The 21,407-nt window shown below is 71.4% G+C and carries 22 protein-coding genes and 1 riboswitch; of the genes, 13 read left to right on the top strand and 9 right to left on the bottom strand.

Annotation, left to right across the window (positions count from 1 at the left end; genetic code table 11):
- Positions 1–2 precede the first annotated feature (2 nt).
- From CTZ28_RS29210 to CTZ28_RS29180, 7 genes are all read left to right on the top strand, one after another.
- Positions 3–932, top strand: coding sequence for an ABC transporter permease (locus tag CTZ28_RS29210; protein WP_121892714.1), 930 nt, complete (start codon positions 3–5; stop codon positions 930–932).
- Positions 933–935: 3 nt separating this feature from the next.
- Positions 936–1,832, top strand: a complete 897-nt coding sequence (locus tag CTZ28_RS29205) for an ABC transporter permease (RefSeq protein WP_121892713.1) — start codon at positions 936–938, stop codon at positions 1,830–1,832.
- Between the two features lie 3 nt (positions 1,833–1,835).
- Entirely contained in the window at positions 1,836–2,678 is an 843-nt protein-coding gene (locus tag CTZ28_RS29200) for an ABC transporter ATP-binding protein (protein ID WP_121892712.1), read from the top strand.
- Entirely contained in the window at positions 2,675–3,601 is a 927-nt protein-coding gene (locus CTZ28_RS29195) for an ATP-binding cassette domain-containing protein (RefSeq protein WP_121892711.1), read from the top strand. Before CTZ28_RS29200 ends, CTZ28_RS29195 begins: the two co-directional genes overlap by 4 nt.
- The gene (locus CTZ28_RS29190; RefSeq protein ID WP_121892710.1) at positions 3,598–4,578 is read left to right on the top strand and encodes an aldo/keto reductase; all 981 of its coding nucleotides are present in this window, start codon (positions 3,598–3,600) and stop codon (positions 4,576–4,578) included. Before CTZ28_RS29195 ends, CTZ28_RS29190 begins: the two co-directional genes overlap by 4 nt.
- Before the next feature lie 83 nt (positions 4,579–4,661).
- Positions 4,662–5,456 carry an HpcH/HpaI aldolase family protein gene (locus CTZ28_RS29185; RefSeq protein WP_121892709.1) on the top strand — a complete coding sequence of 265 codons (795 nt, stop codon included), beginning with the start codon at positions 4,662–4,664 and terminating at the stop codon, positions 5,454–5,456.
- Positions 5,453–6,772: a sialidase family protein gene (locus CTZ28_RS29180; RefSeq protein WP_121892708.1), complete on the top strand. Its 1,320-nt coding sequence runs from the start codon at positions 5,453–5,455 to the stop codon at positions 6,770–6,772. The genes CTZ28_RS29185 and CTZ28_RS29180 overlap by 4 nt, the downstream gene beginning before the upstream one ends.
- An 81-nt stretch (positions 6,773–6,853) precedes the next feature.
- On the opposite strand, the gene CTZ28_RS29175 is transcribed toward CTZ28_RS29180, so the two are convergent.
- Together CTZ28_RS29175 and CTZ28_RS29170 are read right to left on the bottom strand one after the other, a co-directional pair.
- Entirely contained in the window at positions 6,854–8,323 is a 1,470-nt protein-coding gene (locus tag CTZ28_RS29175) for a purine-cytosine permease family protein (RefSeq protein ID WP_121892707.1), read from the bottom strand.
- Positions 8,324–8,357: 34 nt separating this feature from the next.
- Positions 8,358–9,299, bottom strand: a complete 942-nt coding sequence (locus CTZ28_RS29170; protein ID WP_121892706.1) for a flavin reductase — start codon at positions 9,297–9,299, stop codon at positions 8,358–8,360.
- A gap of 211 nt (positions 9,300–9,510) precedes the next feature.
- Between CTZ28_RS29170 and CTZ28_RS29165 the strand changes: the two genes are divergently transcribed.
- The 6 genes from CTZ28_RS29165 (at position 9,511) to CTZ28_RS29140 (ending at position 14,831) form a co-directional block, all read left to right on the top strand.
- Positions 9,511–10,635, top strand: a complete 1,125-nt coding sequence (locus CTZ28_RS29165) for an LLM class flavin-dependent oxidoreductase (protein ID WP_121892705.1) — start codon at positions 9,511–9,513, stop codon at positions 10,633–10,635.
- Positions 10,632–11,228, top strand: coding sequence for an amino acid synthesis family protein (locus tag CTZ28_RS29160; RefSeq protein WP_121892704.1), 597 nt, complete (start codon positions 10,632–10,634; stop codon positions 11,226–11,228). The genes CTZ28_RS29165 and CTZ28_RS29160 overlap by 4 nt, the downstream gene beginning before the upstream one ends.
- Positions 11,225–11,776: an amino acid synthesis family protein gene (locus CTZ28_RS29155; RefSeq protein WP_121892703.1), complete on the top strand. Its 552-nt coding sequence runs from the start codon at positions 11,225–11,227 to the stop codon at positions 11,774–11,776. Before CTZ28_RS29160 ends, CTZ28_RS29155 begins: the two co-directional genes overlap by 4 nt.
- The gene (locus CTZ28_RS29150; RefSeq protein ID WP_121892702.1) at positions 11,773–12,579 is read left to right on the top strand and encodes an alpha/beta fold hydrolase; all 807 of its coding nucleotides are present in this window, start codon (positions 11,773–11,775) and stop codon (positions 12,577–12,579) included. Before CTZ28_RS29155 ends, CTZ28_RS29150 begins: the two co-directional genes overlap by 4 nt.
- Positions 12,576–14,066 carry an aldehyde dehydrogenase gene (locus CTZ28_RS29145; protein WP_121892701.1) on the top strand — a complete coding sequence of 497 codons (1,491 nt, stop codon included), beginning with the start codon at positions 12,576–12,578 and terminating at the stop codon, positions 14,064–14,066. Before CTZ28_RS29150 ends, CTZ28_RS29145 begins: the two co-directional genes overlap by 4 nt.
- An 81-nt stretch (positions 14,067–14,147) precedes the next feature.
- Positions 14,148–14,831, top strand: coding sequence for a GntR family transcriptional regulator (locus tag CTZ28_RS29140; protein WP_121892700.1), 684 nt, complete (start codon positions 14,148–14,150; stop codon positions 14,829–14,831).
- A gap of 46 nt (positions 14,832–14,877) precedes the next feature.
- Here the strand turns inward: CTZ28_RS29140 and CTZ28_RS29135 are convergent, their stop codons facing one another.
- The 7 genes from CTZ28_RS29135 to CTZ28_RS29105 form a co-directional block, all read right to left on the bottom strand.
- Positions 14,878–16,050: a GTP-binding protein gene (locus CTZ28_RS29135; protein ID WP_121892699.1), complete on the bottom strand. Its 1,173-nt coding sequence runs from the start codon at positions 16,048–16,050 to the stop codon at positions 14,878–14,880.
- Positions 16,051–16,056: 6 nt separating this feature from the next.
- Entirely contained in the window at positions 16,057–16,227 is a 171-nt protein-coding gene (gene rpmF / locus CTZ28_RS29130) for a 50S ribosomal protein L32 (protein WP_121892698.1), read from the bottom strand.
- Between the two features lie 53 nt (positions 16,228–16,280).
- Complete coding sequence (locus CTZ28_RS29125; RefSeq protein ID WP_121892697.1) at positions 16,281–17,078, bottom strand: ABC transporter ATP-binding protein; 798 nt, start codon at positions 17,076–17,078, stop codon at positions 16,281–16,283.
- On the bottom strand, positions 17,075–18,184 hold the full coding sequence (locus CTZ28_RS29120; protein WP_259471858.1) for a FecCD family ABC transporter permease: 1,110 nt from the start codon (positions 18,182–18,184) through the stop codon (positions 17,075–17,077). The genes CTZ28_RS29125 and CTZ28_RS29120 overlap by 4 nt, the downstream gene beginning before the upstream one ends.
- Positions 18,181–19,218 (bottom strand): ABC transporter substrate-binding protein, encoded by a 1,038-nt coding sequence (locus tag CTZ28_RS29115; RefSeq protein WP_121892696.1) that lies wholly within the window; start codon positions 19,216–19,218, stop codon positions 18,181–18,183. The genes CTZ28_RS29120 and CTZ28_RS29115 overlap by 4 nt, the downstream gene beginning before the upstream one ends.
- 30 nt (positions 19,219–19,248) lie before the next feature.
- Positions 19,249–19,427, bottom strand: a riboswitch (cobalamin riboswitch).
- A 162-nt stretch (positions 19,428–19,589) separates the two neighbouring features.
- Positions 19,590–20,615, bottom strand: coding sequence for an NAD(P)-dependent alcohol dehydrogenase (locus CTZ28_RS29110; protein WP_121892695.1), 1,026 nt, complete (start codon positions 20,613–20,615; stop codon positions 19,590–19,592).
- Complete coding sequence (locus CTZ28_RS29105; RefSeq protein ID WP_121892694.1) at positions 20,612–21,406, bottom strand: metal-sulfur cluster assembly factor; 795 nt, start codon at positions 21,404–21,406, stop codon at positions 20,612–20,614. Before CTZ28_RS29105 ends, CTZ28_RS29110 begins: the two co-directional genes overlap by 4 nt.
- Position 21,407: the final 1 nt, after the last annotated feature.

Raw genomic sequence — 21,407 nt, 5'->3', positions numbered from 1 at the left:
CCGTGCTGACCTATCTCGCCCGCCGCATCGGCCAGAGCCTGCTGACCGTCTTCCTCACCCTGACCACCGTCTTCCTGCTGGTCCGACTCGCCCCCGGCGACCCGGCCGCCGCCTACGCCGGGCCCACCGCGACCAGCGCCGATCTCGATGCCGTCCGCGCCAAGTTCGGCCTCGACGAACCGCTGGTCAACCAGTACGGGATCTTCCTGCGCGACCTGTTCACCGGCAACCTCGGCACCAGCTACTCCTTCCACTCGCCCGCCTTCGACGTGGTGATGTCCCGGATGCCGTACACGATCACCCTCGCGGTCTCGGCCATCGCCGTGACGGCGCTGGTCGCCGTGCCGCTTGGTGTCTGGATGGCCCGCCGGGCCGACACCAAGCGGGAACTGGGCGCCAACGTGCTGACCATCGCAGGCCAGTCGATGCCCGACTTCTGGACCGGCGTGATGCTGCTGACCGTGTTCGCCGTGCTGCTGCCGGTGCTGCCCGCCTCCGGGTTCACCTCCTGGAGCGGCCTTGTCCTGCCCACCGTCACCGTGGCGGTGCTCCAACTCGCCCTCGTCTCCCGGCTGGTGCGCCGTGAGATGACCACCGCACTCGCCGCCCCGTACACCACGGTGGCCCGCTCCCGCGGCGTCGCCGAACGGGCCCTGGCCTGGCGCTACGGCCTGCGGAACTCGGCCGTGCCGCTGCTCACCGCCCTCGGCACCCGCTTCGCCGCCCTCCTCAACGGCGTCGTGGTGGTCGAGGTCGTCTTCGGCTGGCCCGGCGTCGGCTCCCTCGTCGTCCGCGCCCTCGCCACCCGCGACTACCCGCTCATCCAGGCCACCGTCCTGGTCACCGCGACCCTCGCCATCCTCGTCCAACTCCTCGTCGACCTCGCCTACCCGCTGCTCGACCCGCGGGTGCGTCTCGGAAAGGCGGCCTGAGCCATGACCACCACGGTCGTCCCTGCCGAGCGGCCCAGCGCCGTCACCGCCCGTGACCTGGCCCGCGCCACCGCGACCCGGCAGCAGCGCAGCGCCCGCGTCAAACTGTGGGCCGGTGCCGTGTGCACGGCACTCGTCGTGCTTCCGGTGGCCCTCGCGGGACTGCTGCCACTGCCCGGCGCCAACGAGCAGGACCTGTCCCGCCGCCGGCTGCCACCACTGAGCGAGGGCCACCTCTTCGGCACCGACCAGCTCGGCCGCGACCTGCTCTCCCGCGTCCTGCACGGCGGCCAGGTGTCGCTGTCCGTCGGCATCCTCGCCGTCCTCGTCTCCGGAATCATCGGCATCGCCGCCGGGTCGGCGGCCGGGTTCTTCGGCGGCTGGATCGACACGCTCGTCTCCCGCTTCCTGGAAGCCCAGCTGGCGCTGCCGCTGCTGATGATGCTGCTCCTCGTGGTCGCCCTGTTCGGGCCCTCCGTCACCGTCATCACCTGCGTGATAGCGGTCGCCCAGTGGCCGGAGGTGGCCCGGCTGACCCGCTCCCTCGTGCTGGTCGAACGGGAGAAACCGTACGTCGCCGCCGCCCGCGTCCTCGGACTGCGCGGCTGGACGGTGCTCGTGCGCCACGTCATCCCCAACGTGGTCCGCCCGGCCAGCCTGGTCGTCCTGCTCCTGCTGGCACAGGCCGTACTGCTGGAGAGCGCGCTGAGTTTCCTCGGCGCCGGACCGCAGCGGCCGTTCGCGACCTGGGGGCGGATCATCTCCGACGGCCAGGCATACCTCACCACCTCCTGGTGGCTGGTCACCCTGCCCGGCCTGGTCATCGCCCTGCTGGTGGTCGGGGTCAACCTGCTGGGCGACGCACTGCGGGACCGCACCCGCCGCCGGAAGGGAGCCTGAACCATGACCGAGCACACCACACCGCTGCTCGACGTCACCGATCTGCAGGTCGAACTCATCACCGCGCGCGGCGTCGTACGCGCCGTCGACGGGGTGAGCTTCACCGTCCACCGCGGCGAGACCGTCACCCTCATCGGGGAGTCGGGCTCCGGCAAGTCCACCACCGCCATGGGCGTCCTGCGCCTGCTGCCGGACGGGCTCGCCGTGCTGTCGGGCAGCGTCCGCATCGCCGGGCGGGACGTCGTCGCCGACCCGGGCGTCGCCCACGCCGTACGCGGCCGGACGGTCTCCCTCATCCCGCAGGACCCCATGACCGCGCTCAGTCCGGTGCACACCATCGGCCGTCAACTCGGCGACGCGCTCCGGCTGCGCCACCCGGAGCTGTCCCGGACCCAGGCCCGCGCCAGGGGAGTGGAACTCCTCGCCCAAGTGCACATCACCAAGCCGGAGACCCGCTGGAAGGCCTATCCGCACCAGTTCTCCGGCGGCATGCTCCAGCGCATCCTCATCGCCATCGCCCTGGCCGGCGAACCCGAACTCCTGGTCGCCGACGAGCCGACCTCCGCGCTCGACGCCACCGTCCAGGCGAGCATCCTCGACCTGCTCATGGAGCTCCAGGAACGCACCGGCATCGGCATGCTGATGATCACCCATGACCTGGGGGTCGCGCGGCTCGTCTCCGACCGCATCCACGTCATGAAGGACGGCCGGTTCGTGGAGTCCGGCCCGGCCGAACAGATCGTCGCGCGGCCCGCCGCACCGTACACCCGTGAACTCCTCTCCGCCGTCCCCCGGTTGGGCGCCTGGGACGAGGGCGAACCCGTCAGACAGGGAGCAGCCTCATGACCGACCACCCGCGCCCGGCCGACGGCCGGACGTCTCCCGCCCCGGACGGGCCGCCCCCGGCCACCGGACACCCGCTGCTGTCCGTCGAGGACCTGGTGGTCGAGTACCCCACCGCGGACGGGCCGTTCCGCGCCGTCGACCGGGTGAGCCTCCGGCTGGCGCGCGGCGGCTGCCTCGCCGTCGTCGGGGAGTCCGGCTGCGGCAAGTCGACCCTGGCACGCGCGCTGGTACGGCTGCTGAAACCGCAGGCGGGCCGCATCGTCCTGGACGGCACCGACATCGCGAGCCTGCCCGAGCGGAGGCTGCGTCCGCTGCGGCGCCGGGTGCAGATGGTCTTCCAGGACCCGTACGGCTCCCTCGACCCGCATCTCACCGCGCAGCAGATCGTCGCCGAACCGCTGCGCCTGGCCGGGGTGTCCGACCGGGCCGAACGGGCGCGCCGCGCCGCCGAGCTGATCGACCAGGTCGGCCTGCCGTCCTCCGCTCTCGACCGCCGCCCCGCCGACTTCTCCGGCGGCCAGCGACAGCGCATCGGCATCGCCCGCGCGCTCGCCTCCCGCCCCGATGTCCTGGTCTGCGACGAGGCGACCAGCGCCCTCGACGTCTCTGTACAGGCGCAAGTTCTCACCCTGCTGAAGGAGTTGCAGGCCGAGACCGGGATCGCCTACCTCGTCATCGCGCACAACCTGGGCGTCGTACGCGAGATCAGCACCGACGTGGTGGTCATGCGGGCCGGGCGCGTCGTCGAGACCGGCAGGACCGCCGCCGTCCTCGCCTCACCCGCCGAGCCCTACACACGTGCCCTGCGCCGCGCCGCCCTCGACCCCACCGTCATCCAGGGCGTGAAACCCCGCCGGCTGGTCACCCCCGTGGCCGCTGCCCTGTCCGCCGTCGCCTCCGCAACAGAAGGAATCCCCTCGTGACCACCGGCATCGACCTGCCGAACATCCCCGTGCCGCTCTCCCGACTGGTCCTCGGCACCATGACGTTCGGCGACACCGTCGACCGCGAGGGCGCCGCGGCCATGCTCGACGCGGCCCTGGACGCGGGTCTTACCGGTGTCGACACCGCCAACGGCTACGCGGGCGGCGAGAGCGAACGCCTGCTCGGCGAACTGCTGCCGGGCCGCCGCGACCGGATCGTGCTGGCCACCAAGGCCGGCATCCCCCACCCCGACCAGGGAGAGCACGCCCCGCTGTCCGCCGCCGGACTGCGCGCCGCCCTGGAAGGCAGCCTCAAGCGGCTCGGCACCGACCACGTCGACCTCTTCTACCTCCACCAGCCCGACCGCTCGACCCCGCTCGCCGAAACCCTCGGCGCCGTCGCCGAGTTCGCCGCCGAGGGGAAGATCCGCGCACTCGGCGTCTCCAACTACGCAGCCTGGCAGATCTCCGAACTCGTCCGCACCGCCGACGACATGGGCGCTCCGCGCCCTGTTGTCGCCCAGCAGCTGCACAACCTCCTCGCCCGCCGCATGGAGGAGGAGTACGCGGAGTACGCCGCCGTCAGCGGACTGCGCACCATGGTCTACAACCCGCTCGGCGGCGGCCTGCTGACAGGACGTCACCACTTCGGTGAGACCCCCGGGCACGGCCGGTTCGGCGACTCGCGGCTGGCCGCCATGTACCGGCAGCGGTACTGGGACGAGCGGCTGTTCACGGCCGTCGAGCAACTCGCAGGCGTCGCCGACGGCGCGGGCATCCCGCTCACCGAACTCGCGCTGCGCTGGCTCCTGGACCGGCCCTCCACGGACGCACTGCTGCTCGGCGGTTCCCGGACCGCACATCTGCTCGCCAACATCGCCGCCGCCCAGGCCGGTCCGCTGCCTGCCGACGTGACCGCGGCCTGTGACGAGGTCGGCGCGCGACTGCGCGGTCCGATGCCCGCCTACAATCGCTGACCCCGTCCCCCGAACCCGTCCCGGACTCCCTGCCCAGGACCCGCGACCACGCCCCTGACCCCGTCCGGAAGGAGCCCTCTCCCATGACCGCCGCACCCGGTACGCCCGCCGCCTTCGCCGCCGCGCTGCGCGCCCGCGAACAGCTCGTCGGCTACTGGTCCGTCCTCGACTCACCGGTCTCCACCGAACGGATCGCCCGTCTCGGCTACGACTACGTCGCCCTCGACGCGCAGCACGGCCTCATCGAGTACTCGGGTGTCCTCGCCTCCCTCACCGCGATCGACACCAAGGGGTCGACGGCGGTCGGCCTGGTGCGCGTCGAGGCCAACGACCCCTCACCGATCGGCAAGGCCCTCGACGCGGGCGCGGCCGGAGTGATCGTCCCGCTCGTCGACACCGCCCAGGACGCGGCCGACGCGGTCGCCGCCGTACGCTACCCGCCGCTGGGCCGCCGCTCGTACGGGCCGATGCGCTCCGGGCTGCGGATCGGCCCCGACCCGGCCGAGGTCCATGAGCAGACCGTGGTCCTCGCGATGATCGAGACCGCGGAAGGGCTCGCCAACGTCGCCGAGATCTGCGCCACCGAGGGCCTCGACGGCGTCTACATCGGCCCTTCCGACCTGCGCATCGCGATCGGCGGCGCCACCTCCACGGATTCGGCGGTGACCCCGCAGTTCGAGGCCGCGCTGGTGACGGTGCGGGAGACGGCGGCAGCGGCGGGCATCGCGGCGGGCATCCACAACGCGGACGGCGCGAGCGCCGCCAGGCGGCTCGCCGAGGGCTTCACCTTCGCGACCGTCTCCAGCGACCTGGTCCATCTGCAGCAGGCGGCGGCAGCACATCTGGCCGCGGCACGTGCGACGGAGAGCAGCCGATGAGGACCGGCGCACAGCGGGCGGACTCCGGCAGCCCGGCGCCGGACCCGGATCGCGCGGGCGCTTCCCGTTCCGCCCCGGCGGGGGAGCGGCACGGCGGTGCGGAGCCCGGAACCGACGTGTCGCGGCCCCGCCCCGCCGATTCCGGCGCCGCCGACGGCGTCCTGCGCCCCGCCCCCGGCCGGCCCGGCCGCGCCGAAGCCCACCTGGCCGCGCCCGCCGTGCAGAACCACGCCGCCAACCTCGCCGTGCTGCCCGGCGGCGACCTCGGCTGCGTATGGTTCGCCGGCACGCTGGAAGGCGTCGCCGACATCTCGGTGTGGTTCTCCCGGCTGGCCCCGGGAGCGGACACCTGGTCCACCCCGGTGCGGCTCTCCGACGACCCCACGCGCTCCGAACAGAACCCGCTCCTCTTCGCTGCCCCGTCCGGTGAGCTGTGGCTGCTGCACACCGCCCAGCTCGGCGGCCGGCAGGAGACCGCCGAGGTCCGGCTGCGCGTCAGCAACGACGACGGCGCGACCTGGGGACCCCCGCGCACCCTCTTCGAGGGCGGCGTCTTCGTCCGCCAGCCCGTCGTCGAACTCCCCGGGAGCGGACGGCTGCTGCTGCCCGTCTTCCACTGCACCACCCCGCCGGGAACGCCCTGGACCGGTGACCGTGACACCAGCGCCGTGCTGATCAGCGACGACGGCGGGCGGACCTGGCACGAGCGGCCGGTGCCGGGCTCCACCGGACTCGTCCACATGAACATCCGCCGGCTGCCGGACGGTTCCCTGCTCGCCCTCTTCCGCAGCCGGCGCGCCGACGCCGTGCACCGCAGCACGTCGTACGACGGCGGTGAGACCTGGACCGTGCCCGAGCCGACGGAGCTGCCGAACAACAACTCCTCGGTCCAGTACGCCGTACTGGCCGACGGGCGGCTGGCGCTCACGTACAACCACAGCAGTGCGGCGGACGCCGTCGAGCGTCGTGTCTCGCTCTACGACGACATCGACGACGGGGACCTGAACGAGGGCGGGAGCGAGGGACCGGCCGCGGCGCCTTCGGGCGACGCCTTCTGGGGCGCCCCGCGGGCCCCGCTCAGCCTCGCCGTCTCCACCGACGGCGGGCACACCTGGCCGCTGCGCCACGACCTGGAGACCGGCGACGGCCACTGCCTCACCAACAACTCCCGCGACGGCCTCAACCGCGAGCTGTCCTATCCGACCCTGGCCCAGACCCCGGACGGTGCGCTGCACATCGCGTACACCCACCACCGCCGCACCATCAAGCACATCAGCCTGAGCCCGAGTTGGACGGCCCGCGCGTTCCCCGCTTGAGCGCAAGCTCCGGTCCTCGTCCTCGGCAGCCCGACATGCGGCGCCCGAATGCGCGGGCGCCGCATGCGAGGTGACGGCTCGTCAGTGCGTGTGTGAGGCCACCGCCCTGGAGGGATCGGGTTCGGCTGAGGAGTGGTGTGGCCCGGCGGTGTCCTTCACCCAGAGCGATGTGAGCCGGTAGGTCAGCAGGTAGAGGACCGCGCCCGCGCCGGCCGCCACGAACATGCTGAGGTCACCGGCGCCCGGGTGGGCCGCCGCGAACGGCCCGGTGTACAGGTCGGACTGCCAGAACGGCACGGACGCCGCGACACCGCCCGTCCACGCGACGAAGCCCCAGCCCAACACGCGGGAGCGGTCGTAGAGTTCGGGGATGCGGCGCGCGTCGGAACGGCCGCCCAGGTAGTAGTCGAGGAGCAGCACCGCGGCGAAGGGGGCGATGAAGTACGCGGTGAGATTGAGGAAGACCTTGAACTTGGCCTCGGTCCCGGACTCGCCCCACAGGCTGAGGGCGTACGCCAGCACACAGATGCCCGTGACGGCCTGGGCGCGGGTGACCGGTACCTTCAGGGTCTGGACGGAGATGGCACCGCCGTAGACGTTGAGGAAGTTCTGTGCCAGTGCCGAGAGGCCGACCGCGAGCAGGGCGGGAACGGCGAACGGGCCGGCGATCTGGTGCAGGGCGGTGATCGAGTCGGAGCTGGTCGCGCTGCCGCCGACGACCACGCCCAGGATGCCGAGCCAGCAGATGGTGACGAAGTTGCCCAGGCCGGTGTACCAGGCGGTGCGCCTGACCACCTCCGGGGTGTCCGGGAGATAGCGGGAGTAGTCCGAGGCGAAGGGCGCCCAGGCCACGAGGAAGGAAAGGAACCAGCCGCCGAGGGTGACCAGGCCGCCGGTGGAGCCGATGTATCCCGGTGCGTGGGCGTCGGCGTGGAAGACGCTTCCGCCGCGCACGACCGCAACCACGGTGATCAGCACGAACAGCGGCGTCAGGACGTAGGTCAGCACCTTCTGGAGGTAGTTGATCATGTTGTAGCCGTAGACGGCGACCACCAGCTCGACCAGTGTCAGCAGCCCTGCGCACAGCCAGAACGGCAGGTGGGTCAGCCCGGCGAACGCCTTGCCGCCGAGGATGACCGTCACGGACGCCCAGCCGATGCCGGCGAAGACGTTGATGTAGGCGACGGGCAGGAAGTTGCCGTAGAAGCCGAGCGGTCCACGGGCCTGGATCTGCTGCGGCACACCGAGTCGTACGCCCATCCGGGACATCACGGCCATGAGCAGGGAGCCCAGGGCCGCCCCGATGACGATGGCGGTGACGGCGGCCGGGAAGCTCAGTCCGAACCGGGCCGCGCTGAAGCCGAGCAGGATGATGGGAAAGTTCAGTCCGGCGGCGAACCAGACGAAGAACTGCGAACTGGGTTTGCCGTGCCGCTCGTTGTCGGGGATGTGGTCGACCCCGAAGGGCTCGACCTTGGTGACCGCGCTGCCGTAGACCGGCGCCGGGGAGACCGGGGCCGAGGGGACCGGTGGCAGGGAGTCATGGGTCATGCCGTACTCCTGACTGATCTGCGGTGAGGAGGAGTCACCACGGCAGTGGCGCCGTGTGCGAGATGTCGAAGAAGCCCCCGCCGCTGTAGACAAGCGGGGCGAGATCGTCGTGGCGGGCCGAGACCACCCGGCCGGTGAAGACCGTGTGGCTGCCCGCCTCCAGCCGCTGGCCGATCTCGACCTCCAACTGGGCGCAGGAGCCGTCGATCAGCGGGGCACCGAAGGCGCCGGGCGTCCAGGAGACCGTGGCGAACTTGTCGTCGCCCTTGCCGGCGAAGGCCTTCGCCACATCGAGCTGATCGGCCGCAAGGATGCTGATGCCGAGGTGGCTCGCCCGGTGCAGCGCGGGATGGGTGGCGGAGCTGCGCTGGACGCAGACCAGCACCATCGGCGGATCGAGCGAGATGCTCGAGAACGCGTTGACCGCCAGGCCCCTGGGGGCGCCGTCATCGTCCGTGGTCACCACCGTGACTCCGGTGATGAACTTGCGGTGCACACCGCGGACCAGGGCCGAGTCCACGGCGGCCTCCTGTGCGGTGGTGATGATCCCGAGCGCTTCGAGCAGTTGCCGGGAGTCGAAGGTCACCCACTCCTCGGCCACCGCGGACCCCTCGAAGCGGGCGAAGGTGGCGCCGGAGACCTCGACCGGCCTTCCGGTGGGCGGGACACCGAGGAAGGCGCCGGTGTGCCGGCCGGTGCTGTGCCAGCGGATCGCCAGACGCTCGCCCTGCTCGACGATCTCCTCGATCTCGGTGCGCAGGTCCGGGAATGCCTCGCGCACGGCGCGGATGGAGTCCTTGAACTGCTCGCGGCCCAGTGAAGGGGTGCCGGCGGGACCGCGGCGGCGGATGTAGGAGGGGCCCAGCAGCTCATCCAGCGCGTCCACCTGCCCCTGGTCCCAGGCGGCCCGCCAGGCGTCGCGGACCCGGGATACGCGATCTGAGGGAGTGACGGCGCGATCAACGGTGCGGCTCATAACGATCCCATCGGTCGAGCTCTTGTATGGCAGAGGACGGTAGGCAGGGGGTCTGGTGGTGTCAACACTTCGTGCAGGAGGTTCCTGATATTCCGTGGTGCCGCATCAAAGGCAGAGGTCAGTGTCGCTTCGCAGGAACGAACCTTGACGCGCCTCATTTGACGCTCCTACGCTCGCTTGCATGGCACAGTCGGAACAGAAAGGGCCAGCGATGAGGTTCTCGATCTTCCACAACCTGGGAGCTCCCGGACGGCTCGGCGAGTACGCCCAAGTCATGGATGAGGCCAGGGAGTTCGCGATTCAGGCGGAAAGCGCCGGTTTCTGGTCCACCTGGTACACGGAGCACCATTTCGGGCATGAGGCGATCGAGATCACGCCGAACCCGGTCCTCATGGGAGCCGACATCGCCGCCCGCACCGAGCGCATCCGCATCGGTCAGGCCGCGAACATCGCGACTTTCTGGCACCCCCTGCGGCTCGCCGAGGACATCGCGATGCTCGACCAGCTCTCCGGCGGCCGCGTCGAGGTCGGCCTCGGCCGCGGACTGTACGGCCGGGAGGCGCTCAACCTCAACGCGCTCGCCGACCCCCGCGACCAGGAGCAGAACCGGGCGCTCTACGACGAGACCGTGGAGATCCTGCGCAAGGCGTGGAGCGGCGAGTTCTTCTCGCACAAGGGCCGCTTCTACGAGTTCCCCGCCCCCGGAGTGCGGTGGAACCACCCGCTCTCGCCTGCCACGGACGACTACACCGCCGCAGGCGTGATCACGAAGATGCAGGTCACGCCGTTCCCGCTGCAGCGTCCGCACCCGCCGCTGTGGCAGGTGATCGACAGCCCCCGCTCGATCCAGGCCGCGGCCGCGGACGGCGTCCAGGGCATGTTCTGGCTGCCGCCGGTGTCGGCGCTCAAGGAACGCTTCGAGCTGTACCGTGCCACGGCGAGTGCGGCGTCCGGCCGCGAGTACGCGCTCGGCGAGGGCATCGGCCTGGTCCGGGACGTCTACGTCGCCGACACCATGGAGCAGGCCCGCGCCGAGTTCGAGGAGGCGCTGATGACGACGTACCGCTGGATCATGCACTGGCGCGGGCTGAGCAACATGATGGAGGCCGGCGAGCAGCTCACCGATGCGCACCAGCTGTCCTTCGACTTCCTGCACGGGCGCAACCTGCTGGTCGGCACGCCGGAGTATGTCGCCGAGAAGATCGCGGAACTGCGCGACGAACTGGGCCTCGAACATCTGCTGTTGTGGACCACGCACCCCGGGCTCCCGCACCGCAGGGCGATGCGCAGCCTGGAGCTGTTCGCGGAGAAGGTCATGCCGGAGTTCACCGCATGAGCGGCCTTGTGCGGAAGGTGGTGACCGTCGTCGACGAGGTCCTGCTGGAACTCGGCCGCCCGGTCGCCACACCGGTGCGGCGGGCCACGGCCGCGGCGGTGATCCGCAACCCGTGGGCCGGGCGCGGCTTCGTCGCCGACCTGCAGCCCGAGGTCGAGACCGTCGCCCCGGAACTGGGTCGGCTGCTGGCCGGCCGGGTGATCGAGACACTGGGCGGCGTCGACCGGATCGAGGCCTTCGGAAAGGCGGCCGTGGTCGGCCTTGACGGGGAGATCGAACACGGCGCGGCGCTGATCCACACCCCGTACTTCGGCAACGTCCTGCGGGAACTCACCGAGGGCACGTCGATCATTGTGTTCAGCGACGACCGGCTGCCCGCGGGCGAGCCACTGACCGTGCCGCTGTGGCACAAGACGGCCGCCGCGACCCGCTCCCACTACCAGACGGTCCAGATCCGGATCCCCGATGCGCCCCGCCGCGACGAGATCGTCGTGATCGCCGCCGCGTCCTGCGGGCCGCGTCCCAACGCCCGGATCGGGGACCGCCGCACCGACCCCGCCGTCCGCCTCGCCGACCTGGAGAACGCCCGATGAACGTCCGTAAGATCATCACCTGCACCGAGGACATCCACACCGAGGGAGGCCGCCCGGTCGACCCGCCGGCCCGTACGGCGGTGGTGCTCGCCGTGATCGAGAACCCCTGGGCGGGACAGGGCTTCGTCGAGGACCTCCTCCCCGGCATCGACGAGGTCGCGCCCAAGCTCGGAGAGCTGCTGGCGCCGCGCGTGGTCGAGGCGCTCGCCGCCCCGGTCGAGGCGTACGGCAAGGCCGCCATCGTGGGTCTCGACGGCGAGATCGAGCACGGCAGCGCGCTCATCCACACCCTCAAGTTCGGCGACCACTTCCGCACGGCGGCCGACGCGACCACGCTGCTCCCGGCCGTGGAGAAGCGCGCGGCGGCCGGTACGGTCTTCGACATTCCGCTCAAGCACATCACCGACGCGACCATCCGCTCGCACCACCAGACCATCGAGGTCCGGGTACCGGACGGTCCCCGCGCCGACGAGATCGTGATCGGGCTCGCGGCGGCCGCCCAGGGGCGCCCGCAGGCCCGGCTGGCCCCTCTGTCCACGGAACGATGACCGGTCCGGGCAACACCCCGGTTCAGCTGAGCCATGCCTCCTACGGCAGCGGCCCCCACCTCGTGCTGCTGCACGGGGTGGGACTGGACCGGGCGATGTGGGACCGCTGTCTGCCCGCACTGGCAGCGTCCTGCCGTGTCACCGTGGTCGACCTGCGCGGCCACGGCGGCTCGCCGCCCGCCGCGCCCGGCACGACCCTGGAGGAGCTCGCGGCCGACGTCGGGGCGCTCCTGGCGGAACCCGCGCATGTCGTGGGCTTCTCCCTGGGAGCGCTCGTCGCCCAGCAGCTGGCGCTCGTGCGGCCGGCCATGACGGCCTCACTCACCCTGGTCAGCTCGGTCGCCGGCCGGTCGCAGCAGGAGCGGGCCGCCGTGGCACTGCGCCGGGAGAAGGCGAACGAGGACTTCGCCGGCTCGGCACGCGCGGCCGTCGACAGGTGGTTCTCGCCCCAGTGGCGACAGCAGGATCCGGCGCTGGCCGAGGCGGTCCTGCACCGGCTGCTGAGCAACGACCGGGCCTCCTATCTCGCCTGCTACGACGTCTTCGCCACGGCAGACGCGACGCTGTGGCCGGCGCTGCCGCGGATCACGGCCCCCACCCTGGCGGTGACCGGCGCCGACGATCCGGGTTCGACACCGGAGATGTCCCGCCGACTGGCCTCACGCATCCCGAAGGGCCGTGCGACAGTCGTTCCCGGGGCACGCCATCTGCTGCCGCTGGAGCGTCCGGAAGCCCTCACCGAAGCGATCGTCCGGCACACCGGACCGACCGCACGGATCGCACAGGAGAGTCATCCCGCATGAGCACCCTGCCGCATCACCAGCACTACATCGCCGGCGAGTGGGTGGCCCCCGCGTCCGGCGCCTACTTCGAGAGCGTCAACCCGACCACGGGCCTGGCGTGGTACACGGCCGCCGACGGCACGGCCGCCGATGTCGAGCGCGCGGTGGCCGCCGCGCGCACGGCGTTCGAGGACGCCCGCTGGCGAGACCTCAGCCAGACCCGCCGCGGCCGCCTGCTGCGCAACCTCGCGGATCTGATCGGCGAGCACGCCGAGGAGCTGGCCCGCACCGAGACCCTCGACAACGGCAAGCTGCTGCGCGAGATGCGCGCCCAACTGGCCGGTCTGCCCGAGTACTTCCACTACTACGCCGGACTCGCCGACAAGATCCACGGCGAGGTCGTCCCCGGCATGAGCCGCGAGCTGCTCAACTACACCCTGCGCGAGCCGGTCGGCGTGGTCGGCGCCATCACCCCCTGGAACTCGCCCCTTCTCCTCACCGCCACCAAGGTCGCGCCCGCGCTCGCCGCCGGCAACACGATGGTCGTCAAGCCGTCCGAGCACACCTCGGCCTCCCTGCTGGCGCTGGCCCCGCTGTTCGAGAAGGCCGGATTCCCGCCGGGCGTGGTCAATGTGGTGACCGGCTTCGGCGCCACGGCCGGCGCCCCGCTGACCGAGCACCCGGACGTGGCCAAGGTGACCTTCACCGGCTCCACCGAGACGGGCCGCCGTATCGCCCGCACCTGCGCCGACCGCCTCGTCCGCTGCACCCTCGAACTGGGCGGAAAGTCACCGAACATCGTCTTCCCCGACGCCGATCTCGCCTCGGCGTCCATGGGCGTGATCGCGGGCGTCTTCGCGGCCGCGGGCCAGACGTGCGTGGCGGGCAGCCGGGTCCTGGTCCACCGGGACGTGTACGACGAGGTGCTGGAGCGAGTGACCGCGCGGGCCGCGACCATCCGTATCGGCGACCCGCTGGTGGCGACGACGGAGCTGGGCCCGCTGGCGCTCGCGGACCAGCTGGCCAAGGTCGAGTCCTACGTGGAGCTGGGGGTCGCCGAGGGCGGCAAGGTGGTGGCCGGCGGTGCCCGTCCCGACACCGGTGACCTCGGCGGCTGGTTCTACTCGCCCACTGTCTTCACCGGTACGGACAACTCCATGCGCATCTGCCGGGAGGAGATCTTCGGGCCGGTCGCCACCGTCCTGCCGTTCGCCTCCGAGGAGGAGGCGCTGGCCATCGCCAACGACTCGCCGTACGGTCTCGCGGCAGGCGTGTGGACCCGGGACGTCAACCGTGTCCACCGGATGGCGGCACGGCTGGAGGCGGGCACCGTGTGGGCCAACACCTACCGGTCCATGTCCCCGATGTCGCCGCGCTCGGGGTTCAAGAGCAGCGGCTCGGGCATCGAACACGGCACGGAGGCCATCCGGGAGTACACGCGGCTGAAGAGCGTGTGGGTCAACACGAGTGAGGAGCCGGTCGGCGACCCGTTCGTCCTGCGGTCGTGACCGTTCAAGACCCTTGCATGGCAGATACGCGAGTATGGGCAGGTTGACGCGGCCTTTCCGCTCTGGCTAACGTTATGTGCCATGCAAGGACCCACAGGCGCGCCCAAGCGCTTGCAGCAGAAGAGCATGCAGGCCCGGGTGGCCGAAGAGCTGCGCCAGATGATCATCAGCGGTGAGCTGCGGCCGGGCTCCGCTCTTTCCGAGATGGCACTGTCGGAGACCTTCGGCGTCAGCCGGACCCCGATCCGTGAAGCGCTCAAACAGCTGCAGATCGAGGGCCTGGTGGAGGTGCGGCCCCGGGTCGGCACGTTCGTCGCCGTGCCGTCACGGCGTGAGATCACCGAACTCTTCCAGATGAAGGAGCTGCTGGAGGGCGCCGCGGCCCGGCTGCTGGCCCTGCGCGGCCGGGTGCCGGAGGTGGACCGCCTGGAGGCCACGATGCGCGAGGCCGACGAGGCGGTCCAGGCGGGTGACACCGACCGGTACGCGGAACTGGTCCACGCGTTCCACGAGTTGATCGTCGTCGGCGCCGACAACAGCAAGCTGGAGGCGCACTACCGCACGCTCATGAACCAGTTGGCCTATGCCCGCCTGGTGCGTACGTCGCTGGCCCAGCCCGGTCGCCTGAGCGAGTCCGACCACGAACACCATCGCGTCCTCGACCTCATCCTGGCCAAGGACGGCGACGGCGCGGAACGGGTGATGCGCGAACATGTGCGCCGCAGCCATCAGGCCCTCACGGCCGGCATGGACGACCGCGAGTAGGCCGCGGGGACCGGCGTGGTCGGGTTCGCCGCCCGGCCCGGGTCTTTCAGCTGCCCGCCATGGGTTCGGGGTGCTCGTGCTCGCAGGTGTCGTCGATGCCGTAGGTGTCCCAGGCGGGGAACGGGTCGAGGGGCGGCAGGAGTTCGCCGTCGGCCATGAGGCAATCGGTCAGCGCCGCGCGCAGTGCGTCCGCGTGCAGGTGTGTGCCGATGAAGACCAGCTCCTGGCCCTCGGGGCTGTCCGTGTCGCGGGCGGCGGAGGGCTCGAAGCGTGCGACCGAGCCGGCCTGCGACCACAGGCCCGTCACCTGCGGGCGGCTGGCCAGCGTGAAGAACCCCTTGGACCGCAGGACCTGTCCATATGCGCCGCTGTCGAGTTCCCGGGTCACGAACGTCCACAGCCGGCCGGGATGGAACGGCAGGCCGGAGCGGAACACGGTCGAGGAGATCCCGTACTCTTCCGTCTCCGGCACGTGGTCGCCGTTGAGCTCCATCACCCAGCCGGGGGCCTGCTGGGCGCGTTCCAGGTCGAAGAGGCCGGTGCCCAGGACGTCGCCGGTCCTCACCCGGCCGTGGACGGCCGGGACGACGCGCGCGACGGGATTGAGGCGGGTGAGCGTCGCCCGCAGCCGGTCCGCTGACTCCTCGTCGACGAGATCGAGCTTGTTGAGCACGATGACGTCGGCGAACTCGATCTGGTCCATCAGCAGGTCGCTGACGGTGCGTTCGTCGTCCTCGTACTGATCCAGGCCGCGCGCGACGAGTTCGTCGCCGCTGTGCAGTTCGGGCAGGAAGTTCGCGGCGTCGACGACCGTGACCATGGTGTCCAGGTCGGCGATCTCGCCGAGGGTGGCGCCGTCGTCGCGGGTGAAGGCGAAGGTCGCTGCCACCGGCATGGGTTCGGAGATGCCGGACGACTCGATGAGCAGGTAGTCGAAGCGGCCCTCGCGGGCCAGCCGGTCGACCTCGTCGAGCAGGTCGTCGCGCAGGGTGCAGCAGATGCAGCCGTTGGTCAGCTCGACCAGGCGTTCCTCGGTGCGCGACAGGGCCGCCTCGCCGCCGCGCACCAGGGCGGCGTCGATGTTGACCTCGCTCATGTCATTGACGATGACCGCGACGCGCAGTCCGTCGCGGTTGCCGAGGACGTGGTTGAGGAGGGTGGTCTTGCCCGCGCCGAGGAATCCGGACAGCACGGTGACGGGCAGTCGGTCGGAAGGCATGAACGATCAGCCCTCGGGGCGCAGCAGTCCGCGCTCGTACGCCTTCACCAGCCGCTGCGGCACGAGGTACGAGACGCCGTCGACGGTGATCGGGACGAGTGTCGGTGCTGCCGCCTTCCACTGGGCGCGGCGGTGGCGGGTGTTGCTGCGGGACATCTTCCGCTTGGGAACGGCCATGGGTTCCTCCTGGATCGGTGAGCCAGCAGGACGCTACATGAAAATGAACCCCATTACGAATTGGGCGTCGGGGGTGGGCGCTCCGGGAGGAAGGTGACCTGGGGTGCGCCCGTGCGCGGATGGACGGTGACCTCGCTCGCCACCCCGTAGACCTCGGCGAGCAGCCGGGGCGTGAGGACCTCGGCGGGCGGGCCGAGGGCGGTGACCTTGCCGTGGTCCAGGACGCAGAGACGGTCGCAGTGGTACGCGGCCAGGTTGAGGTCGTGCAGGGCGACCAGGACCGTTGCGGGCAGCCGCCGCAACAGGCCGAGAACGTCCAGCTGGTGGCGGATGTCGAGGTGGTTGGTCGGCTCGTCCAGGACGAGGAGCGACGGCTGCTGGGCGAGGGCGCGGGCGATGAGCACGCGCTGGCGTTCACCGCCGGAGAGCTGGTCGAAGGGACGGTCGGTCAGCGCGGTGGCATCCACCGCGTCGAGCGCCCAGTCGATCAGCTCGGCGTCCTGAGGGGTGTCGCCGTCGAGGAGCCGCTTGTGCGGGGTGCGGCCCATCGCCACGACTTCGCGGACCGTGAGGTCGAAGTCGGCGCCTGATTCCTGGACCACCGCCGCCACGGTGCGCGCCACCTGCCGCACGGGCAGTGTCCAGGCGTCGGTGCCGTCGACACGGACCTGGCCGGTCTGTGGGCGCAGGACGCGGTAGATGGTGCGCAACAGGCTGGACTTGCCGCTGCCGTTGGGACCGACCAGCCCGATCACCTCGCCTGCGCGGGCGGTCAGGGAGACATCCTCCACCAAGCGGCGGGCGCCGGCGGTGAGCGTTACCCCGTCGACGACGAGTTCGGCCGCGGTCATGCCACTCCTCGATCCGTGCTGCGCCGGGCGTCCCGGCGCAGCAGCCACAGGAAGAACGGTCCGCCGCACAGCGCCGTGAGCACGCCGACGGGTATCTCCAGCGGCGCGGCGATCGTACGCGCGGCGATGTCGGCCCAGACGAGGAAGACCGCTCCGCCGAGCGCGGCCGTCGGCAGGACGCGGCGATGGTCCCCGCCGACGAAGAGACGCACGATGTGCGGCAGCATCAGGCCGACGAAGCCGATCGGTCCCGCCGCCGCGACGAGCACGCCGGTGACGAGCGAGAGCAGGACGAACATGCGGGCCCTGAAGCGGGCCACGTCCAGGCCCATCGTGGTCGCGGCCTCCTCACCGGCCAGCAGGAGGTTCAGGTTGCGGGCCTGCACCAGCAGGACACCGATGCCGATCACCAGGGCGGCGCTCGGCAGCCACAGCGTGCCCCAGTTGACACCGCCGAGCCCGCCGAGGGTCCAGGCGAGCACCGCGCGTGCCTCGTTGCCCCGGTCGGTGGTGAGCAGCAGCAGGTCCAGCACGGCCGTGAGCACCGCCGCGATGGCCACACCGGACAGCACCAGCCGTACCGAGGTGATCCGTCCGCCGGTGCGGGCGGTCGCGTACACCAGCAACAGCGCACCCAGAGCGCCCGCGAACGCCGCGGCCGACAGCGAGACCGGGCCGAGCAGGGTCACGCCGAACACGATCACCACCACGGCGCCGAGGGACGCGCCGGAGGAGACGCCCAGCAGGTAGGGCTCGGCGAGCGGGTTGCGGACCAGGGCCTGCATGGCGGTGCCCACCACGGCGAGCCCGGCGCCGGTCACCGCCCCGAGCAGGACGCGTGGCGCCCGCACATCCAGCACGATGGTCTCCCGGGCCCCGGACCAGTACGGCTCCGACCAGTCGGCGCCCAGCGCGTGCGTCACGATGCCCCAGACCTGGCCGGGCGGCACCTGCACCGAACCGATCGCCAGGCCCGCCGTGGCCGAGGCCAGCAGCAGGACGGCGAGGACGAGCAGGGGGGCGGCGAGCGTCGTCCGGCCCGCCGCCTCGCCGCCCCGTCGCCGGGCTGCCGGCTCGGCAAGCGGGTCCGGCGCGGGAGCCGTCACCTGAAGCTCTCGGGATGCAGCCCTCGGGCCAGGTCCTCGACCGCGTACGCCGACCTGATGCCGACCAGCGTGGCCGTGAGCGGCAGCACGACGAACCGCTTGTTCCTGACGGCGGGCACGTCGGCCAGGGCCGGCTGGGAGAGCAGGAACTCCTTCTTCTGCGCGACGCTGTCGGCACCGGCGTAGTCGTAGACGGCGATGACCTCGGGCCTGCGCTCGACGACCTGTTCCCAGGAGACATCGCCGAAGACGTCGTCGAGGTCGGCGAAGACGTTCCTGCCGCCGGCCAGCCGGATCAGTTCGGTGCCCAGGCCCTTGCCGCCCGCGGTGAAGGCGGCCTTGTCGCCGCTGTCGTACACGAAGACCGGCACCTCGGATTCGCCCTCGACGTCCGCGGCGGCTTCGGCGACGCGCCGCTGGAGGTCGGACACCAGCTTGTCGGCCCGGCCGGAGACACCGAAGATCTTTCCAACGGTACGGATCTCGTCGTAGGTGTCCTTCATCGTCACCTGCTTCTTGTCGCAGTACTCGCGATTGAGGTAGGTGTCGATGCCCGCGTCGGCGAACGCCTTGCGGGAGCGGCCCTCGCTCTCGGCGAAGGCGCTGCCGTAGCCGCCGTAGACGAGGTCCGGCTCGGCCTCCAGGACGGTCTCGAACGACGGTTCCCGCTTCGCCAGTTCCGGGATCGCCTCGAAGTCCTCCGCCAGTTCGGGGAGCACGGCCGAGTCGGGAAACGCGGTGCCGACCATGCGGTCCTTCAGGCCCAGGGCGAGCATCAGCTCCGCCGGATGCTGATGGATGGTCACGACTCGGGAAGGGGGTTTGTCGTACGTCGTCTTCACACCGCAGTTGTCGACGGTGACGGGGAAACCCTCGGCCGGCGCCGCCGCGGCCTTCGGGTCCTCGGCGGTCTGCTGCGCCGAACCGCAGCCGGTGGTCAGCAGGGCCGCCGCCAGCGCGACGGCCGCGACGCGCAGGGCGGGGCGCCGGCGGGCAAGGGTGAACAGTGGGGGACGGGACACGCCGTCGTACACGTGAAGCCTCCTGGGGAGTCCGCGCTCCTCGGAACGGGCCCGCGACAGGCCAGTGTCCTGACTCCCGGATCGACGTTCCCCCGCCTTCCCACGCTGTGCGCAGTGGCATGCAGAAGGGGTGCACTCCCCGGTCACAGTGGCGGGACCGTGCCGGATTCGCACCGGCTTCCTGTCTCCCGTCGCGGTGATGACCCGGTGATCTTACGTGCCACGGAGCCGTGACCAAAAGGCCGCGGCAACCGGCACCCCGTGACGCGGCACCACCCGCGCCGGCCGCAGGACGCCGCCGTGCGTGCCGCGAGGCCGTCGCACGGTCGGCCGATCCGAGCGGCTCTCACCTGCCGTGCGACGGCCCTGCAAGGGGCGGGTTCTCAGGGAATGAGGATCGCCCGCCCCCGGATGCGGCCGTCGGCGAGGTCGTCCAGGGCGTCCTGGAAGCGGTCCAGCGGGTACTTCGTGGTGTGCAGGCGTACGCGTCCCTGCGCGGCCAGGACCATCAGTTCGCACAGGTCGTTGTACGACCCGACCAGGTTGCCGATGAAGTTGATCTCGGTGGAGATGATGTCGATGGTGGGGATGTCGATGTTCTCGCCGTATCCGACCACGTGGTAGTCGCCCGCGCGGCGCAGCATGGCGACACCGTCCCTGGTCGCGCCGCCCTCGCCGACGAAGTCGATGACGGTCTCGGCTCCCTGGCCGCCGGTCGACTCCAGTACTTCCTCGACGTGCTGACCGCCGGCGACCACGCCGTGGTCGGCCCCGATGGCGAGGGCGAGCTGCACGGCGTCGGGATTGCGGTCGACGACGATCAGCTCGGCGGCCGTCATCGCCTTCAGCACCTGGATGCCGATGTGCCCGAGTCCGCCCGCGCCGATCACCACGCACCGGTCGCCGGGCCGGAGCTTCCGGGCGGCCTTGGCGGCGGCGTGATACGCGGTTAGGCCGGCGTCGGCCAGCGCGGCGACATCCGCGGGTTCGAGGGAATCGCCGATCCGGACGACACTGCGGGCGGACGTCCTGAGGTACTCCGCGTAGCCGCCGGCGGTGTCGATGCCGGGGAACGCGGACTGCTCGCAGTGCACATCGTCGCCGGACCGGCAGGGCCGGCAGAGACCACAGGTGATCAGCGGATGGACGATCACCTTGTCGCCCTCGGCGACGTTGGTGACGGCGCTGCCGACCGCGTGTACCCAGCCCGCGTTCTCGTGCCCGATGGTGTAGGGCAGCGTCACGCCGGACTTCTCGGCCCACTGCCCTTCGAGGATATGGAGGTCGGTGCGGCACACCCCCGCCCCGCCGATCCTGACGATCACGTCGTGCGGACCGGTGACCTCGGGGGCGGCCACCTCGGCCATCCGGAGCGGCTTGCCGTAGCCGACGACCTGGACTGCCTTCATACGGGATTCACCTCCACTGCTGTCGTGCGGGGTGCCGCGGGGCCGGTGGCGGGGTGCCGTGCGCCGGGGCCCGTGTCGTGGGCGCGCGGCGCCTGGTCCGCGGCGGACTCGGGGTAGCGGGTGCGCAGCAGACCGCGGCAGAAGTGCGCGTTGCCGTCGATGGAGATCCGGACCGAGCGGGCGAAACGCAGCCGGACCGGCGTCTCCTCCTGGGGATACGGGTTGCCGTCGTCGTCCACCAGCACCTCGGCCGTCGGGGCGATGCCGAGTCCGAGGGCCTGGCGGCGCCGCCGCAGCGCCCAGGTCGTCGGTGTCTCGGGGAGGTCGGCCAGGGTGACTCCGTGCAGCGCCTCCTCGGTGAGGTCCGGGTCCGCCCGGAGCAGGGCGGTCAGCGCGCGCTCCATCGCGGCGGCGTGCGCCTTGCGCCGGAAGGTGAGACGCAGCGCTTCGAGGCCCTTCTCCGCCTCGTCGCCGAACGTGCCGCGATAGCCGGCGTCCGCGGCCAGGCCGCGATTGATCAGCTCGGAGTCGTGGTGGTCGTCCAGCACCACGGTGACATGGTGGGCCTGCGGAAGCGCCATCAGCGCGTCCTTGGCGTCGGAGGCCATCAGATACGCGAAGTTCGGCGAGCAGAAGGACGTCGGGAGCCGCAGGTGCACCGTCAGCGCGCCGTCGGCCGCCGCCTCCACGGAGCGGACGAAGCCGAGGTCGGTGATCGGTTCGTCCAGCTCCGGATCGTGGACGGCGTGCAACGCCGCGCGCGCCGCCTGTTCGAGGGGGCTGCCGGACATG

The organism is Streptomyces shenzhenensis (assembly GCF_003688995.1).
GTDB lineage: Bacteria > Actinomycetota > Actinomycetes > Streptomycetales > Streptomycetaceae > Streptomyces > Streptomyces shenzhenensis_A.
This window is presented reverse-complemented; position numbering and strand designations above follow the sequence as displayed.